Genomic DNA, 17851 nt, shown 5'->3' with positions numbered 1-17851 from the left:
TCACTATACAATTGAAAAACACCTTCTCCCTGTTTAAGCAGAGAGAAGGTGTTTTTCGTAGTATCGAATGATAATTGTCTGAATAGTTCCGAAGTTGTGTGGGGACCTGGTACCGTTCCAAATTTGTGTAGTGACCTGGTACCGTTCCACCGTTCCATGGTACCGTTCCCCTGTACTAATCCCCCCTCCTCCCACATATAGATAGTCCGTAAGAGAAAAAGGGAGGAATCATTCATGAAACCAGCAATTCAAAACAGTAACGCAAGAGGGACTACAAAACAGACCACAATGAAAGCAGCGATCGTTAAAGAATTCCAGACAAAGTTACAAATTGAAAACACACAAAAACCAACGCCTAGAGCCGGTCAGGCATTAGTCAAACTAGAGGCATGCGGCGTCTGTCATACAGACTTACACGCAATCAATGGTGACTGGCCTGTCAAACCGAAACTTCCTCTCATTCCAGGTCATGAAGGTGTAGGAATTGTTGAAGCGATTGGACCGAATGTCACGTCCGTACAAGTTGGAGACCGCGTCGGTATACCTTGGCTCTACTCTGCATGCGGTGAGTGTGATTATTGTCTACAAGGGAAAGAAACACTGTGCCATAGTCAAGAAAATGGTGGCTATTCAGTGGATGGCGGATACGCGGAGTATTGCCTCGCAGCAGCAGATTATGTAGCGAAAATCCCTGAAAATTTAAGCTCTGTTGAAGCCGCACCTATCCTCTGCGCAGGTGTGACAACATATAAAGCGTTGAAAGTATCCGGTGCAAAACCAGGAGACTGGGTGGCGATTTACGGCATCGGTGGATTGGGTCATGTAGCGTTACAGTATGCGAAAGCTATGGGGTTCAATGTAGTGGCAGTTGATATAGCGGATGAAAAATTGGAACTGGCGAAGAAACTCGGAGCCGACATTACAGTGAACGGCAAAAATGAAGATCCTGCCGAAGCGATTCAACAGCAAATCGGTGGCGTACAGGCAGCTATTAGTGTTGCGGTAGCTCAAGTACCTTTTGAGCAAGCGTACCGTTCCGTCAAACGCGGTGGCACTTTGGTTGCTGTCGGATTGCCACATGAAGATTTACCGATCCCTATTTTCAATACGGTGTTAAACGGAATCACAGTAAAAGGTTCCATCGTGGGAACACGAATCGACATGAAAGAAGCGCTGGATTTTGCCGCACGCGGGAAAGTAAAGGCGCAAATTGAAACAGCTCCCCTTTCCGATGTGAATGCAGTGCTTGAAAAGATGGAAAAGGGTCAAATCAATGGACGTATTGTGTTGACGTTTGATTGATAGTAAGTAGAGTTGTGACAACTTAATCGCACATCGAGATGATCAGAACAAGGCATCCAATCGGTTTATCGATTGGATGCCTTGTTTATTATCGATTATTGGGTTGGTAGAATTATTAACACTCTTTTATTATCAAAAACCGAGTGAATTGCATTACATCACCTTGCTGAACGCGACATATAGTACAGCAAGGAGGTGAAGTTTATGTCGAAATGTGCACATGTAAGCAATGAATGGCTTTTCTTCTTCGGGATTTTAGCCGGATATGCGTTGCTCGGTTTATTTTTAATCGTTCCGGGCTTATTGGGCGCTCTCGCTGGAAGCTTGCTGCTGTTAGCTCTTGCTGTGGTGTTGGTGATCATCATCGTGTTGTTCGCCTTGGCGATCATTCTGAAAGGCCTGTCCCGACTGTTTCATCATCGTAAACGCTGATGAAAAAGACAGTCGTCACTTGTACAGTGGCGGCTGCCTTACATATATTGCCTACCACATGTGTAGAATAGGTTAGCAAGATGTTGAGATGGGATGGACATTAGGTTTCCACATCTACAAATATTTAAACCTCTTTCTAACAATCACTCTATATCCACTAAATATTGCTCTTTCAGAACTATTCAAACCAATGAATGACAGTAAGACTATATACGTTACTGCAACAAATACCATTTTCAATAATAGGGCTAACCATCCTTCCCATCCCATACTGTTAACTAGTTGTCCTAGTAAAACAGTTACAATCACTGTAGGAAGAATACCTTTTAAGGTCTCTCTAAAAAATCTAGGTACGTTGATCCCAATCTTATATTGGTAATACCAATTGATCACACCAATTTGGAAAATAATAATCGAGACAGCTGTCGAAATTCCTATCCCGATCGGACCGTATAGCATACCTAACCATATGGAAAGCGGAATATTTAAGAGCGCCATGACAAGATAAGCCTTCGCCTCAAACCTGTGCATACTTTTGACTTGCAAAATCACACCGCCAAGCGTTTGAAACATAGGAACTGTCACCGGTATGAAAATCAGAAGAGTGATCCAATACACTTCTCCATATTCTTCTCCAGCCCAAAATTCTATAAAAGATTGCCCCGTTACGATAAAACCTGATAAGACGATACCCAATATCACAAATTGGATACGACCGATCTGAATCATTAAACTGGTCAATACTTCTCCACTTGCTCCTTCACTTACTAAATTAGATACCTTTGGCATAAAAACGTTGGATATAGCTAATGAAAGTTGCTGATAATAGATTACGAGGGTTAAGGATAATGCATATAGCGCAACTGCTACTGTACTGCTATATATTCCTAATGTCACTTGACCAATTCTCCAAAAGAGTTGATTCACAATCGCCGTAATGAAAATAAAAAAAGAATAATTCATAATTTCTTTAATAAATTCCATATCAAATTTATACAGTCTGATTTTGATTTTAAGATGGTTGAAGCAATATATAGCGTATACTACCCCAATTCCAATATTTAAAATCGTATCAATAATAACAATGGCTATAGACTTATACCCCATTAACAGTAGTGTAATGAGAACACCAATACGCAAGCATATTCTGACGATCCCTATCACATTCACGACCACAAATCTTCCATACCCATTGGCGATAAAATGAAATGCCCCAAGAGGAAGTGATAACATTAGATTAAATACTAGAATAGCCGCCATAATCTTAGCCTTAGAAAATTCGGCATCCGTTAGAGAATGAGCAAAGAAAAGATCCAGATTCATTACGAGTAATGTGCCTATTAGTAATACTAAAAGCGAGATCAAACCATAAATTAAAAATATAGTAGCCAAAAAGTTTTCTTGTTTTTTATCATTTTTCTCACTTTGATACTTCGATATAAACCTGTACATCGTATTGTGTAATCCCAAATCCATAATCGCAATATACCCTACAATTGAACCGATTAACATATACAAACCATATTCAGATTGACCGAGATGCCGCAGCAGGAATGGTGTGAACAATAACCCGCTAAAGGTAGTTAAAATAATATTTACATAGGATAGAAGTGCACCTGATTTAATTTGATCTTTAGCCATACACACCACCCCTACTCTTCAGTAATTCAATCTTTAAAAACTCTATTTCGAATGAATATTTCACTTGCCAAATTTAATATATAAACTTGTGCGTTAGTATTTCTGCCTGACTGCAGGGGCCTTGTTCATAGTGTAAGTGTATTCCGCCTAGTAAAGATTCAAACAAGTTTATCAATCGGGTGGTTGCATATTTTGCATTCCATGTTTCGTATAATGTATGATAGGCCTCAATTCCCAATCTTTCAGCTAAACCAGTAGTATCTAATAAACTGGCAACACATTTGTATAGGTGATGTATATCTCCATTCTTATAAATTAATCCATTTTTATTTTGTTCGAGTAAAAATGGTACAGAACCAATAGCATGACTTGCAACTACGGCACATCCACTATTCATAGCTTCGTTCAAGACTGCTCCCCAACCTTCATTGAAGTCACTAGTGAATAAATAGATATTTGCGCGTTCCATATGACGTCTTACTTCATCTGGCTTCATGTTACCTAGCAGGTTTACATGAGTAGAAAGATCATATTTCTCTATCATTTCTTTCAACTCATCTTCCATCTCTCCGGAACCAATGATATCCATGTGAAACAAGTAATCGCTGGCCTTTAACATGGCAGCTACTTGTATCGCCTGTTCTGGATGTTTTAGTCCTAATAGCCTTCCTACCCACAATATTTTAGGAACTCTATTCTGTTTCTTTTCCATTAGCTCTTTTATGTCATGACGCTTTACTTCAGGGAAGTATCCCCACTTAAATGCCTTTTTCTTATACGCTCCTACTAGTCTAAAATCTGCAGCAGTGTATGCACTTGCACATAACATATACACATTTTTATTCAGATAACGCGTGTGGTTTTTCACTAAAGGAAAGAAGGATCTAGGACTCACCACTCTGTAACGTCCCTTTTTAAAAATCCTTTCAGAGTAGCGGAAGGTGATTTTGTTCTGCTTCAGCCTTTCTTTTATAAAAATTGCTGGTGCGGAACCGATAATTACAATTTCACTTTCTTCACTTAATTGAAAAGCTTTATGATAATTTTCATCAGTAGCATAGGAGTTGAGTGTAAAGGGATATTTCTCGCTCATATCTTCATACCCTAGCTCTACTCGTTCTTCGTGCATGGGTTCAGTTGCAACGAACTTAAAATCCCTTCCAAGCCTTTCGTACATTTCCAGGCAGAAAGGTAATTGATGATGATTCAAGAAATTTGAGTAGAATGTCACTTTCATGATGTCACCTCATTTCGTTTTCCTATCTACAGCAAAGGCTATGCAGTGAGCACTAATTAATTTTATTGTCATGCATAATATTCATGTAAATATCTGTAATCGTCTTATAAATCATCCCGTCATCATGGAGAGTATGTACAGCTTTTAACGCATTTTGAGACAGCCTATTCGCTAGTTGTGGATCTTCAAAAATCATCTTGATATATTCTGCAAGCAATTCATACTCTTCAAAACGATAGAGTAATGCGATGTCTTCATGGGTGGCGTATTCAGGTATCCCCCCTACATTACTAGCTATACATGGTGTTCCTACCATCATTGCCTCTTTTAAGGTGCTAGAGTGGTTCTCCAATGCTGAGGAAAGTACAAACACGTTAACTTTCGACATGGTCTTAGCCATATTGTCAGGTGTTAAAGGACCGGTGAATTCTATATGATCCATCAAGTCCAGTTTATCTATTAGTCCTTCGATGTATTTCATATAACCTGATTTTTTTAGTCTACTTTTTATATTTCGATCACTAATCATCGGATTCCCTGGTACTACTAACTTAACATTTGGATACGTTCTTTTTACTAATGCCAGTGCCTTCAAAATCATGTGTAATCCCTTTAATGGGTAACCTGATGCGTTACACATAATGGTATAAGGCTCACTCGTTTCATATGACCATCGGTAGTTTTTAAATGTTTCATTAATACTTAACGGACACGAATGAATGTTGAGATCAGGAATGATCGCTTTGCAATTAGCATTGGTCCATATATTTTCACTAATAATGTTTCCGGAAATTCTCAGCATTTCTTTTTCATACTTGCTGTTCTTTAAAAATTTTCTTTTTTGCGCAAGAACAGAATCGCCTTTTATCATGTCACGCAAAGTGATATTTTTCTTCAACTCATGGTGTTCAATTCCCGCCTCGTAATATTTCGCAATGGATGCCAATAATCCCTGTATGAATAGTACAGAAGGAATAGTAGGTTTTGCCTGAAGTGCAGCTAATCCTTGTGTAAACTCACTTCCCCACACTTGAATAATATCAGGTGCTTCTTTAGTTAAAAGTCTTTCCCAATCCTGAATATGATCTTTTTTTGCATGATCATATTCAACTGGATTACCGCCTGGTAGGATATAATATTTTACATTCTCTTCTTCTAAGTAAATATACTTTTTATTTCTCCCTGTTGTAACGATCACTAATTCATGTTCTTTTGTAGAGATGAATTCCTGTAGTAATGCATCCATCCATAGGCCATTAGATTCTCTGCCAAATAATTTCTGATGAATGGATCCTATAACAATATTCGTAATCCACATCACTTTCATATGCCATGCTCCCTTCCAGTAACAACAACGCTTCGTTTTTTTGGAACTTTAACTTTTTCTCTCTTAAAAGCATACGGAATATACGGGATTGCAGGTATGACACAGAATATGACAAATCCTATTTCAATTACATAAAGTACCGGATTAATAGTACCGAATAATAAAAACAGGAAGTAGATGACTAGTAAGAAACCCGTAAAGCTAGTTTTTTTATAATATTTCAGATGTTTTTTAAAATTAAAGTAAAAAGTTAAGAATAAAGGAACTCCAGTGAATAACCCGTAAAACCCTAGCAAATCAAACCACCCGGAGTGTCCTTCGATTCTTCCAGATTCTATATGGCTGAACGGACCCAGTATTCCAAAGAAGGGATTGGAAAAGAATGTTTGTAAAGAAGATAAGTATAAATCTACTCTATTACCTAGTTGTCCACCGTTAAAATCTATTAAAAGTGAGTTAGCCAAATCTGTGAACTTTTCATTTAGAATATAGTTCCAACTAAGCTTATCTGCTATAGCTAGGAAAAAATTCCCCATAGCGATTTGATCCACTACCACTAACAGAAAAAAAGAAGTAATCATTAATAGGAGTAAGGTCACTCTGTTTTTGGCAAAGACAACCAGTATAATTCCAAGTATGGATATCAATAGAGAAGTAGCGTAGGAAGCTTGTATCAGCATCTGAAAGGCAACTATACTAAATAACAGAGCTAACGCTTTATGTGCCAATGTGAATAAAGAAGGATTTCTTATGATAGGATATAAACTACCTATTAACAGGAAAACCACACTGTAAATATGGCCAAACCCACCAATGCCTAACTTAGTATACATTTGAATAAAATCCGCTCTTCCAGTCGCAAGCTCTCTAGATGCCATCGGATAATCCAGTAAGCCTAAGTAGGTTTGAAAATTACCTATTATAAAGAATATAATGGTACAAATTGCGATCAATCCCAAAGCTTTATAATCTTTCTTATAATACATATAATAATGATTAATAAATATTCCGGCTAAGAAGATGGGAAAGCTGATAGTAATGGCATTCGTTCCTGCGGCTCCATAAAATAATGTGCCCGTAAGGAAGTAAGGAATGAAAGTAATAAAAAAAACTAGAACAAACACTAAATCTAATGACCATTTTTTTAGAATCCATCTCATATCAGTCGTGATGAACCAAATGAATAGCCAGAATAGTAAGAAAATAACACCTATTATACTTCTCACATATGGAATAGCGATCCACATACAAACAAAAATAATGGCTAAATGATTAATACTAGTTAACAGAGGACTAATATCTTTACTAGTGAGGACTTTTTTAGTTTCGAACATAAAATCAACCCTTGAAAATCAAATTTTTTCATTCGATTTAAATAGTCTACTTAATATTCTTCATACTCATTTCCCCCACACTACTCGGTTTACATAGTCCGTATAGGACAAAATAATTCGTAATACCTTATCCGAAACATTTGGCATACTATAATCACCGACAGGTCGCAAGCTTCCTTGTTCTTGCGTCTCTAAAACTTTCAACCCTTGTATAATTCTTTCTTTCTTCAAGCCCACCATCATGACGGACGTTTCTTCCATCGCTTCTGGTCTTTCATGAGCTTGTCTTATATTCAACGCTCGAAAGCCGAGAATAGAGGACTCTTCACTTATCGTTCCACTGTCACTCAGCACAGCTTTTGCATCTTTTTGAAGCTTTATATAATCATTGAATCCTAAAGGCTTCATCGTTTTAACTAAAGGATGAAATTCTATTCCCTTTTCTTCAATCATGTTCTTCGTTCGTGGATGTGTACTGACAATCACTGGCATTTGATACTTCTCTGCAATCGTATTCAAACTGTCCACCAAATCTAGGAAGTTCACTTGCGAATTAATATTTTCTTCACGATGTGCGGATACGACAAAATAGCACCCTTTTTCAAGATCCAGTCTTTCGAGCACTTCGGAGCGATCAATATCATCTCTTCTGGAATGGATCACTTCAAACATCGGACTACCGGTCTTGATGATTCGGTCTGCTGGCAAGCCTTCTCTTAAGAGATATTCCCTCGCGATATCACTGTAGGTTAAATTAATATCGGCTATATGATCTACAATCTTTCTATTGGTTTCTTCTGGCACCCGTTGATCAAAACACCTATTACCGGCTTCCATATGGAATATAGGGATTTGTTTTCTTTTAGCTGCAATAGCACTAATACAACTGTTGGTATCCCCTAGTACAAGAAATGCATCGGGCTGTACTTCGTCAATCACTGGATCGATGTGAATAAGTATATTCCCTATAGTTTGCACGGCTGTTCCATTCGCTGAATTCAGGAAGTAATCAGGCTTTTTTAATTTGAAATTCTCAAAAAACACTTCATTTAACTCATAATCATAATTTTGTCCGGTGTGAACTAGCGTATGTTCAACGGCAGACGAACTATCTAATTTATTGATGACTGCCGACAATCTTATGATTTCAGGTCTCGTCCCCACTACTGTCATGACTTTTAATTTTTTCATCATCAGACCTCCAAAAAGTATGTGTCGGGCTTTTCCGCATCAAAGCACTCATTTGCCCACATAACAGTTACCAAATCACTATCTCCAGTATTAACAATCGAATGTGCATAGCCAGGCGGGATATCGACCGACTGTAGCTTGTCCCCACTCACTTCATACTCGATCATTTTATCGGAATCCATTCCTCTGAAACGAATGACTCCTTTCCCACTGACAACTAAGAACTTCTCATTTTTTGTATGATGCCAATGATCACCTTTGGTAATATGAGGTTTTGAAACATTAATAGAAACTTGACCTCTTTCACGACTCCTTAAAAATTCAGTAAAAGATCCACGATCATCACGATGCATAGTCAAATCATATGAAAACTGATCCTCCGGCAAAAAGCTTAGATACGTACTATACAAGGCCTTAATTAAAGCGTTCTCCATATCGGGAATATATAAATCGCTTCTACTGTCCTTAAAACTACGTATCAGATCGGCTAACTCTCCAATTTTAATAGGATGTGATCCAGCAACCGTACAACGCCCCTCAATGACTGTCGGCTTTCCTTCTAACGCAAGCTTGAACTCTTCTACTACATCGTCGATATAACATAAATTCAACTCTGCATTCGGATTATTGACTTGAATGTCTAAATCCCTTGCGATATTATGACAAAATGTAGCCACAACAGAATTGTAATGAGGCTTGCTCCACTTTCCAAACACGTTAGGCAGACGATACATATATACTTCAACACCTGTATCCCTCTGATAGGCAGCTACTAATTCTTCAGCAGCCTTTTTACTTCTTCCGTAGGGATGATCCTGTTCCGCTTGAATAGAAGAAGTGATCAGAATCGGCGCTTTATTTTGATGTTGATTTAACAAAGTCAATACTTGAGAAGTCAGACCAAAGTTCCCTTCCATGAATTCGTTGTCATCTTGCGGTCTATTCACACCTGCTAAATGAAATACAAAATTACATTCTCTTGTGTAATGCTCTAGTTGTGTAAAATTAGTATCTCTAGTAAATTCAAATATTTCACTGTACCCCGTATTTTTTAGTTCCGCAATCAGATTTTTTCCTAAGAATCCTTTTGCTCCGGTAACTAGGATTTTCATGACGCAGACCACCTTTTAATTCATAATAGGGAAGGTTCTATTCCAGTGTTCTAATTCAGTTCTAACATACTCTAATTCTAACAGCCTTTCCTTAATCTGTTCAATAGTCAAGATGTCAGTATTATCTGAATTGTATTCTTGGATACTAGAAAGCTCACGATCTCCTTCTTCAAAATACTTGTCGTAGTTCAATTCTCTTTTATCTGATGGAACTCTATAGAAGTTTGGTAAATCTTCGCACTTCACATATTCCTCTTTCGTAAGCAATGTTTCATAGCGTTTTTCTCCATGACGCGTGCCAATAATTTTAATCTCATTACTTGCATTGAATAACTCTTTGATCGCTTGTGCCAATGCACCAATCGTACTAGCTGGAGATTTTTGGACCATGATATCTCCCGCTTCTGCATTATGGAAAGCAAACACTACGAGTTCGACCGCTTCTTCCAGACTCATTAAGAATCTAGTCATGCCCGGGTCCGTAACGGTAATAGGCTGTCCACTTTTGATTTGATCGATGAATAGAGGAATAACAGATCCACGTGAAGCCATGACATTTCCGTATCTCGTACCACATATTAAAGTTCTTTCCGGGGAAACGGTTTTGGATTTTGCCACAAACACTTTTTCCATCATCGCCTTAGAAATGCCCATTGCGTTGATCGGATAGGCTGCTTTATCTGTCGACAGACAAACGACCTTTTCTACTCCATAATCGATGGCGGCTGTTAAGACATTGTCTGTTCCTAAGATATTGGTTTTTACAGCTTCAAGTGGGAAGAATTCACATGATGGAACTTGCTTTAATGCTGCTGCGTGAAAAATATAATCTACTCCATGCATCGCATTTTTCACACTAGCCAAATCTCTTACGTCACCAATATAAAATTTTAGTTTATTGTTTTTGTTTAACTTCCGCATATCATCCTGTTTTTTTTCATCTCGAGAAAAAATTCGTATTTCTTTTATATCGCTGTCAAGAAATCTTTCCATTACCGCATGTCCAAAAGAACCCGTTCCACCTGTAATTAATAATGTTTTGTCCTTAAACATATCCAACACCTCACTTTTTGAAATGGCTTTCCAATATCTCAACTGAGCGATGTACTTTGAAGTTCTCTTCCATGTATTTGCGTCCATTCTCACCCATTATCTTCAACCTTTTGGAAGTAGACATTTCCTTCGCCTTATTTATAAAAACATGTACATCACCAGACCAAACCCATTCACCACAGTCGGCTTCTTCAATCAGCTCTTTTAAGTCTGTTACGTTATCCGTAGCTGCAATAATCGGCTTGGCATACTCCATGTACGATAGAATCCTGGATGGATAATTGGGTATCGAGAATCGCGGATCTAGGATAATCAAACCTATATCACTTTCTTTTGTGATTTGTTCATACTGATCTCTTGGAAGATTTTCAATGACACGCGCATTGTGTATAGATTTCTCTTCTATTACTTGTTCTAATTTCACTCTGTCCGTTCCCCGGCCAACGAATAGGAAATACATATTCTTTTCATCTTTGCAGCCTTCAACAACTTTACATAAAAAGTCTATATACTGCGGCTTCCCCATATTTCCACCAAACAAAAATACACAGGAGTCTTTAGGAATTCCAAGCTGTTCTCGCATGTTGATCTCATGTAGATTAATTACGTTTTTTGAATAACTCACTTTTTTCGTATTAGGAAATATTTCAACAGCAGAAGAGTGAAGTCTTGTATGATGAGTAAGAATATATTGCCTATTCGCATTAGACATGCACCCAATAACATCCGCAGTTTTCAGTAACTTGTTTTCTTTTGATTTAAAGTAATGGTAAAATACACTCTTTTTATTTATCATTCCTAAATCTACAGCGTTTTGTGGGAAGATATCTTTCAACATCAGATAGGCAGGACAATTAAAACGTTTTTTTGCCCATGCAACAAGATCCGCATTCGTGACTGGTGGCGCTTCAAATAAAATGAAATCGAACTCTTTATTCGCAAAGTATTTAATGATTCCACGTTTCATCAAGAGTGGGATCTTTAACGTCGTAACACCTTTCTCTACTAATCCAACATCATAATAATTACCCGTTACAATTCGTAGTACATTGAATCCTCTTTCTTGCTGTAATTCTGTACGTTCTTTATTCCTCGCTTGCTCTGACACTGCGACAGTCACTTCATGACCAGCCTCGTGTAAGGCTTCTGCCAAGTCGGTATATATAGTCGCACCTTTTGATGGTTCCGGAAATGAAGTAGCGATATATAACACTCTCACTATAGTCATTCTCCTTAAAAGACTTATTTTTTAACTTAGCAGTAAGAACTTCTCATTCATTTCCCGAATGCCGATTGCACTTTTATATTTCTTTACATACGGTTGGACTTCTCTTTCGTCCATCATATCGAGCCACCATCTGACATCTTCAAAACCTAGTTGATGCCTAAAATTCACAGTTCCTGATATTCTCGGGTTAATCTCGAAGATATAGTTTTTACCGCCACTCTTACGTAATTGAATGTTAAAACTTCCTACGAGACCTAGACCTTGCGCAGCAATGATCGCATCTCGCGTGATGGACGAATCATCCACTAACTTTACAAATTTCGTATAGCCACCTTGTAATCTTCTTTGGAATGAAATGATTCGGATTTCTTTCCCATCGCTGAACACTCCGACTGTATATTCCTCATCTGACGCATCAATATACTCTTGAATGATCAGTAGTTCCGAAACACTTGAACTGATCTTGTCTAACTCTTTTTGAGTGGTAATGATCGTTAACAGTTTAGACCCGCAAGATTTTCTAAACTTCACAATATATTTCCTTCCGTCGGCCACGAAATTATCTTCTGAGAAATATTCTGGAATATCTAAGCCGAGATGTTCTAATCTTTGCGCTGTTAAATACTTGTCCAAGCAAATATCCACGATTTCTTTTCTATTGATTAACACTTTTACATTCAATCGTTCAAAAATATCCAAATGATGTATAATTGCTTCTATCTCATGTTCACTTACAGGAACTAAGTGAGTTACGTTATAAATTTTGCATTTATTTGAGATTTGGGAGATATAATCCTCATTTCCTGCTGGAAGTGAAGAGAAGAATTTATCGACTACATCTAGTCCTACCGGATGTGAATCTATATCGCACCCAATCAACACATCGGACTCGTTCTTGAGGCATTTCAAAATACTATGCCCCACATCTCCACCGATTGCAGTAACTAATATGACTCTATTCATGATTCCTCTCCCCATTTCTAAACAAGATATCTATCAGCTTTTGATTTCCCGCATCGTATGTCTCAATGTCTCTGATCAATAATTGTCTATCCCAATGTATCTCCTGAAACTCGACTGTTCCATTTGGCAGTGTAAGTGTAGCGAAGCTAAAGCCATTCGTATCTCTTGGCTGTCCAATAGATCCCGGATTAATAACGGTTGTGGAATGCAAGTTCCTCACCATTCGATAATGTGTGTGTCCATGTATCACGTAATCGAATGTCTCATATCCGTCCGCTTCCAATAATTTAGTATCTGGATAGACTCTTCCGTTGATAGGATTTCTTACGCTTCCATGAAACACCCCCACTCTTTTCCCTTCCATTTCCAGAACGAGAGAATCGGGCATGTTTTCAATGAACACTTGGTTGTCAGCTGAAATCCGACTCATGATTCCTTTATAGGAATTCCCATACTTCTTCACTAACTGATCTTCGTCTTCTTCAGCCAAACAATAATCTAAGTAGTATTGGTCATGATTACCTTTTACAGCGTGTAGATTCTTCATACTCCGCAGCTTCGATAGGATAGCATTTTGATCGTAGTAATAACCAAAGACATCACCACAAAATATATACTGATCAATTTCCAGCTGGTCGCTTTGCCTCAAGAACTCTTCAAATGCGTACAAGTTGCCATGTATGTCTGAGAAAAAACAAACTTTCATGTCATCACCACATTTCATTTACACCAATTGTAAATCTCCCAGATAATGTGTCAGCCGTTCTCCTCGTTATAAACATGTTTTCGCTGAATGAGTAGATGTAGTGTTTTGAAGACGATTTTTACATCCAATAAAAAACTCAAATTATCGACATAGAATACATCGTTTTCAAATCTCTTTTTCATAGAAATTGAATTACGGAAATACGCTTGATTGTAGCCAGTGATTCCCGGTACGACGTCTAACTTTTGAACTTCTCTTCCTTCATACACAGACAACATTTCTACTAAATCAGGCCTTGGCCCAATTAGACTCATTTGACCGAATAAGACATTCACTAATTGTGGCAATTCATCCACACTCGTTTCTCTGAGCGCCTTACCGATTTTGGTCAATCTCGGATCACTCCCCGAACAGAAAGTGGACCCATCTTCATTACGGATATCGGGAACGTTTACTTTCATCGTCCTGAACTTAAACATATGGAATGGCACACCGTTTTTCCCTAGTCTGTCCGCCTTATAAAAAATAGGTCCACGATCTTCTGTTTTTATTAGAATGCCGACAACCGAAAGAATCAGGAGTAGAATAGGCAATGTAACTAGGCTGATCACAATATCGATAAGTCTTTTGACAATATTTCTATACATTAGATCACCTACCGTTTAAAATATTTTCTAATTGCTTCACGATATAACGGATATCTGTATTGCTTAGCTGAGTATGAAGTGGTAGAGTCAGTTCATTTTCATACTGTTTATAGGCGTTTGGATAATTCTCCATGTCAAACCCTAAGTTTTTATACGCCGTTAACATAGGTAATGGTTTATAGTGCACGTTGCAGGCGACTCCAGCTTCTGCCATTCGGTTAATGATGTGATTTCTCTCTTTCTCATTGATCCCAGGTAGCCTGACCATATATAGATGACCTGAAGAGTTGTAGTCTTCACCATAATGTTGTAATACATCAATTCCTAACGGCAGCAAGGCTTGATCATATATAGCAATCATTTGCTTACGTCTATCGAGCAGGTCTTCATACCGGGTTAGCTGAATTAATCCAATCCCTGCCGCAATGTCTGTCATATTGCACTTATAAGCCGGATAGACGATGTCGTATTCCCAACCACCTATCTGTGTTTTGGACAGGGCGTCTTTCGATTGACCGTGAAGACTGTACAGCATGTATTGCTTATAAAGCCACTCTTCGTCAAATCCTCGATCATTGCGCCACGTGGCAGCTCCACCTTCAGCAGTAGTGAAGTTTTTTACTGCATGAAATGAGAAACAAGTGAAATCTGCTACTTGACCACATTTTCGATTCTTTCTTTCAGCTCCGAAAGCATGTGCCGCATCACTCATGACCGCAATTCTGTTAAGCTGAGATTGAAGCTTGCCAGTCGCTGTAAACAAGTGCTTTTTGCTTTCTATAATTTTGTAAATCGTGTCGTAATCACACATTTTCCCAGCAATTTCAACAGGTATAATGGCTTTTGTTTTCTCTGTTATGGCATCCGCTAATTGGTTATAATCCATTTCAAAAGAATTGAGAGACGTATCAACTAATACAATTTTTGCTCCCACATGATGAATAATAGATGCAGATGCAGTGTATGTATAAGCTGATGTGATGACCTCGTCTCCAGGTCCAATCCCTAATATTCTTAGTGTCAGTTCCATTGCCGCAGTTGCGGAATTCAAGCACACTGTTTGAGATACTCCGAGATATTCGGCGATTCTTTGTTCCAACTCTTTCGTTTTAGATCCAGTAGTAATCCACCCTGACTTCATGATCTTCATGACTTCATCCATCTCAGCCTCTGTTATATCAGGTATAGAAAAAGGGATATTTCTAAATTTGCTATCTATCACTTCATTCACCCCTCTTGTTCATTTTTCCTAAGTCCATGAATAGAAATCACGACTTATACCGCTTCTACTTCTTGGGTAGGTACTTCCGGAAACTTGCGATTTGCTAACCCAACTAATGTATCTTTTATCTCTATGTCAGACATATTCATCAACTGCTCTAACACACGGACTTGTTCCATTTCTGGTATAGGTGTGGCTTTTCCAATGTGGATTTTCGGGAAAACTGTATCGGTTTGCCGTTCACTTTCATTCATTAATTCTTCATATAACTTTTCTCCAGGCCTTATTCCTGAGTAACATATTCCGATATCGTCTTCCTCGTATCCAGAAAGCTTGATCAGATTTCTAGCTAAGTCCACAATTTTTACTGGTTCCCCCATATCGAGCACGAAAACTTCTCCTCCTTGCGCGAGAACACCTGCCTGTATGACTAATCGAGAAGCTTCAGGAATCGTCATAAAGTATCTAGTCATTTCTGGATCGGTAACTGTAATGGGTCCGCCATCCGCAATTTGTCTTCTGAAAAGTGGAACTACACTTCCTCGCGAGCCGAGTACATTACCAAACCGAACTGCTGCAAACTTTGTATGACTATTTTTCGCTAAATTCTGTATGATCATCTCTGCAAAACGTTTAGTAGCTCCCATAATATTGGGCGGGTTTACTGCTTTATCAGTAGATACAAAAACGAAGTACGAGACGCCAAACAGTTCTGCTGCCTCTGCTACATTTTTAGTACCGAAGATATTGTTCTTCACTGCTTCCATTGGATTGTCTTCCATAAGCGGAACATGTTTATGTGCCGCGGCATGGTAAATGACATCTGGTTTTTGTTCGCTAACCACATCGAATATTCGATTTCGATCCTGTACGTCTGCAATGACGGGAACAATTTCTATTTCACTAGAAAGCTTTTGGCGGAGCTCCATATCGATGGTATAGATAGAGTTTTCACCATGTCCTAATAAAATCAGTTTCTTCGGTTTAAATTCTGCCACTTGTCGGCAAATCTCGGAACCGATGGAACCACCTGCCCCTGTTATAAGAATCGTATTATCTTGCAGTTTGCCTTTTATCGCCTGTAAGTCTAGCTGGACCTCGTCACGTCCAAGAAGATCTTCAATTTTCACATCACGCACATCTTGAATCGATACTTTTCCCGTGATTAAGTCTTCAATCAGTGGAATCGTTTGTGTAGTAATACTGGTTTCCACACACTTCTTCATTAATAGTGCCATCTTCCGTTTATCCATCGATGGTATGGCAATGACGATTTTATCCGCTTCGTATCTGTTTACATATTGCTGGATGTCTTCTGTACCGCCACAAACGCGAATACCGTAAATTTCCAACCCTTGTTTCATAGGATCATCATCTATAAATGCTACTGGCCGCATACCATGCCTAGGGTTATTCAATATTTGTCTTGCTATCATAATCCCAGCTTGTCCAGCACCTATTATGATTGTTCGTTCCATTTTCACATCATGGGCTTTAATCTTTCGACCTCCGGCTACTCTCCAAGATAATCTTGACCCTCCGATGAGCAAGACATGCAGCATCCAAGTAATCACGAGTGCACGCATCGAAATGTTTTGAGTGAGTGAATATTGCACAACAGCGACCACCAATATAGATAACGACACCGCCACGACGATAGATCGCAATTCACCAATCGATGCATATGTCCACGCTTTCCTATATAGGCCGAATCGCCAGGCGAAAAAGTGATGAGAAATTTGTATCGTTACTGCACTAATCAACAACAATTTACTAAAAAACACGTCAACGAATGGCGTTAATATAAAATAGCCGATATAAATGGAATACAAAACAATCACTGAATCTACTACAATGAGCATAGTCATTCTCTTGCGAATGGTCACATCAACCTCCCCTTTCGAAAATCCATTATGTAATCTCTTAAAGCGTGTTGTATAAATGCCTCTTGTGTATAAAAACAACACAAAATACGCGTATTTCATTCGTTTTAACTAGTATACTACAGATAGTTCAGTATATTCAATCTTTTATTGTAGTTATACTACACATTTTTTAGAATTTTCTATTTCCAATGATAGTACTACTACACAAAAAGCTTACAAATTAGTATTTTACTCGCTTTCATCTCAACTATACTCGACTTTCGGTCTACAACTTATCTATGCTATTAGCTCTTAGTAAATTCAGAATCAACGCCCAAACAAAACCTTTTGAACTAAAACATAGATGCTAGCAAATAATAAGCAAGTACTCTACTCAACATACTAACTAGAAACATTTGCTCAAATCATGGCTATTTATACGTAAAAGGTAGTAATCCTATCGAATAATGAATAGCCAACGACATAACGTAAAAACAGACTAGGACAAAACAAAAAAATGCATGAAGGATCATTCTTCTCCTTCCTGCATTTTTTTAACTACGTATTTATAAATGTAACTTTTGAGAAAGA

General features: G+C 38.2%; 15 protein-coding genes. 2 read left to right on the top strand and 13 right to left on the bottom strand.

Translation table 11 applies throughout. The features are described 5' to 3' along the window. Window positions 1–288: 288 nt before the first annotated feature. Together adhP and CSV73_RS09195 are read left to right on the top strand one after the other, a co-directional pair. The gene (gene adhP / locus CSV73_RS09200) at window positions 289–1302 is read left to right on the top strand and encodes an alcohol dehydrogenase AdhP (RefSeq protein ID WP_099627330.1); all 1014 of its coding nucleotides are present in this window, start codon (window positions 289–291) and stop codon (window positions 1300–1302) included. 204 nt (window positions 1303–1506) lie between these two features. After that, window positions 1507–1734 carry a hypothetical protein gene (locus CSV73_RS09195; RefSeq protein ID WP_085132842.1) on the top strand — a complete coding sequence of 76 codons (228 nt, stop codon included), beginning with the start codon at window positions 1507–1509 and terminating at the stop codon, window positions 1732–1734. Window positions 1735–1848: 114 nt separating this feature from the next. Here the strand turns inward: CSV73_RS09195 and CSV73_RS09190 are convergent, their stop codons facing one another. The 13 genes from CSV73_RS09190 to CSV73_RS09130 form a co-directional block, all read right to left on the bottom strand. Beyond that, window positions 1849–3375 carry an oligosaccharide flippase family protein gene (locus CSV73_RS09190; protein ID WP_099627302.1) on the bottom strand — a complete coding sequence of 509 codons (1527 nt, stop codon included), beginning with the start codon at window positions 3373–3375 and terminating at the stop codon, window positions 1849–1851. Between the two features lie 73 nt (window positions 3376–3448). Continuing rightward, a complete protein-coding gene (locus CSV73_RS09185; RefSeq protein WP_099627301.1) occupies window positions 3449–4612 on the bottom strand; it encodes a glycosyltransferase in 1164 nt (387 codons plus the stop codon). A 52-nt stretch (window positions 4613–4664) separates the two neighbouring features. Next, window positions 4665–5939, bottom strand: a complete 1275-nt coding sequence (locus tag CSV73_RS09180) for a glycosyltransferase family 4 protein (RefSeq protein WP_099627300.1) — start codon at window positions 5937–5939, stop codon at window positions 4665–4667. Continuing rightward, window positions 5936–7273, bottom strand: coding sequence for a hypothetical protein (locus CSV73_RS09175; RefSeq protein ID WP_099627299.1), 1338 nt, complete (start codon window positions 7271–7273; stop codon window positions 5936–5938). The genes CSV73_RS09180 and CSV73_RS09175 overlap by 4 nt, the downstream gene beginning before the upstream one ends. A gap of 66 nt (window positions 7274–7339) precedes the next feature. Continuing rightward, on the bottom strand, window positions 7340–8464 hold the full coding sequence (gene wecB, locus CSV73_RS09170) for a non-hydrolyzing UDP-N-acetylglucosamine 2-epimerase (RefSeq protein WP_085132837.1): 1125 nt from the start codon (window positions 8462–8464) through the stop codon (window positions 7340–7342). A 2-nt stretch (window positions 8465–8466) separates the two neighbouring features. Continuing rightward, window positions 8467–9576 (bottom strand): capsular polysaccharide biosynthesis protein CapF, encoded by a 1110-nt coding sequence (locus tag CSV73_RS09165; RefSeq protein ID WP_099627298.1) that lies wholly within the window; start codon window positions 9574–9576, stop codon window positions 8467–8469. A 15-nt stretch (window positions 9577–9591) separates the two neighbouring features. Further along, window positions 9592–10629: a polysaccharide biosynthesis protein gene (locus CSV73_RS09160; RefSeq protein ID WP_085132835.1), complete on the bottom strand. Its 1038-nt coding sequence runs from the start codon at window positions 10627–10629 to the stop codon at window positions 9592–9594. Window positions 10630–10639: 10 nt separating this feature from the next. Further along, on the bottom strand, window positions 10640–11848 hold the full coding sequence (locus CSV73_RS09155; RefSeq protein WP_158232328.1) for a glycosyltransferase family 4 protein: 1209 nt from the start codon (window positions 11846–11848) through the stop codon (window positions 10640–10642). A gap of 30 nt (window positions 11849–11878) precedes the next feature. Further along, window positions 11879–12820: an ATP-grasp domain-containing protein gene (locus CSV73_RS09150; protein WP_158232327.1), complete on the bottom strand. Its 942-nt coding sequence runs from the start codon at window positions 12818–12820 to the stop codon at window positions 11879–11881. Further along, window positions 12813–13526, bottom strand: a complete 714-nt coding sequence (locus CSV73_RS09145) for a metallophosphoesterase family protein (protein WP_158232326.1) — start codon at window positions 13524–13526, stop codon at window positions 12813–12815. The genes CSV73_RS09150 and CSV73_RS09145 overlap by 8 nt, the downstream gene beginning before the upstream one ends. A gap of 50 nt (window positions 13527–13576) precedes the next feature. After that, complete coding sequence (locus CSV73_RS09140; RefSeq protein WP_099627295.1) at window positions 13577–14173, bottom strand: sugar transferase; 597 nt, start codon at window positions 14171–14173, stop codon at window positions 13577–13579. A gap of 4 nt (window positions 14174–14177) precedes the next feature. Continuing rightward, window positions 14178–15395, bottom strand: a complete 1218-nt coding sequence (locus tag CSV73_RS09135) for a DegT/DnrJ/EryC1/StrS family aminotransferase (RefSeq protein ID WP_099627294.1) — start codon at window positions 15393–15395, stop codon at window positions 14178–14180. Between the two features lie 53 nt (window positions 15396–15448). Then, window positions 15449–17281, bottom strand: coding sequence for a polysaccharide biosynthesis protein (locus tag CSV73_RS09130; RefSeq protein ID WP_099627293.1), 1833 nt, complete (start codon window positions 17279–17281; stop codon window positions 15449–15451). Between the last annotated feature and the right edge of the window lie 570 nt (window positions 17282–17851).

It is taken from the genome of Sporosarcina sp. P1 (genome assembly GCF_002743155.1).
GTDB lineage: Bacteria > Bacillota > Bacilli > Bacillales_A > Planococcaceae > Sporosarcina > Sporosarcina ureae_B.
This window is presented reverse-complemented; position numbering and strand designations above follow the sequence as displayed.

Excerpts from the sequence above, each read along its gene's own strand:
- adhP (WP_099627330.1), top strand. The coding sequence starts at position 289 with ATGAAAGCAGCGATCGTTAAAGAATTCCAGACAAAGTTACAAATTGAA.
- CSV73_RS09195 (WP_085132842.1), top strand. The coding sequence starts at position 1,507 with ATGTCGAAATGTGCACATGTAAGCAATGAATGGCTTTTCTTCTTCGGG.
- CSV73_RS09190 (WP_099627302.1), bottom strand. The coding sequence starts at position 3,375 with ATGGCTAAAGATCAAATTAAATCAGGTGCACTTCTATCCTATGTAAAT.
- CSV73_RS09185 (WP_099627301.1), bottom strand. The coding sequence starts at position 4,612 with ATGAAAGTGACATTCTACTCAAATTTCTTGAATCATCATCAATTACCT.
- CSV73_RS09180 (WP_099627300.1), bottom strand. The coding sequence starts at position 5,939 with ATGAAAGTGATGTGGATTACGAATATTGTTATAGGATCCATTCATCAG.
- CSV73_RS09175 (WP_099627299.1), bottom strand. The coding sequence starts at position 7,273 with ATGTTCGAAACTAAAAAAGTCCTCACTAGTAAAGATATTAGTCCTCTG.
- wecB (WP_085132837.1), bottom strand. The coding sequence starts at position 8,464 with ATGAAAAAATTAAAAGTCATGACAGTAGTGGGGACGAGACCTGAAATC.
- CSV73_RS09165 (WP_099627298.1), bottom strand. The coding sequence starts at position 9,576 with ATGAAAATCCTAGTTACCGGAGCAAAAGGATTCTTAGGAAAAAATCTG.
- CSV73_RS09160 (WP_085132835.1), bottom strand. The coding sequence starts at position 10,629 with ATGTTTAAGGACAAAACATTATTAATTACAGGTGGAACGGGTTCTTTT.
- CSV73_RS09150 (WP_158232327.1), bottom strand. The coding sequence starts at position 12,820 with ATGAATAGAGTCATATTAGTTACTGCAATCGGTGGAGATGTGGGGCAT.
- CSV73_RS09145 (WP_158232326.1), bottom strand. The coding sequence starts at position 13,526 with ATGAAAGTTTGTTTTTTCTCAGACATACATGGCAACTTGTACGCATTT.
- CSV73_RS09140 (WP_099627295.1), bottom strand. The coding sequence starts at position 14,173 with ATGTATAGAAATATTGTCAAAAGACTTATCGATATTGTGATCAGCCTA.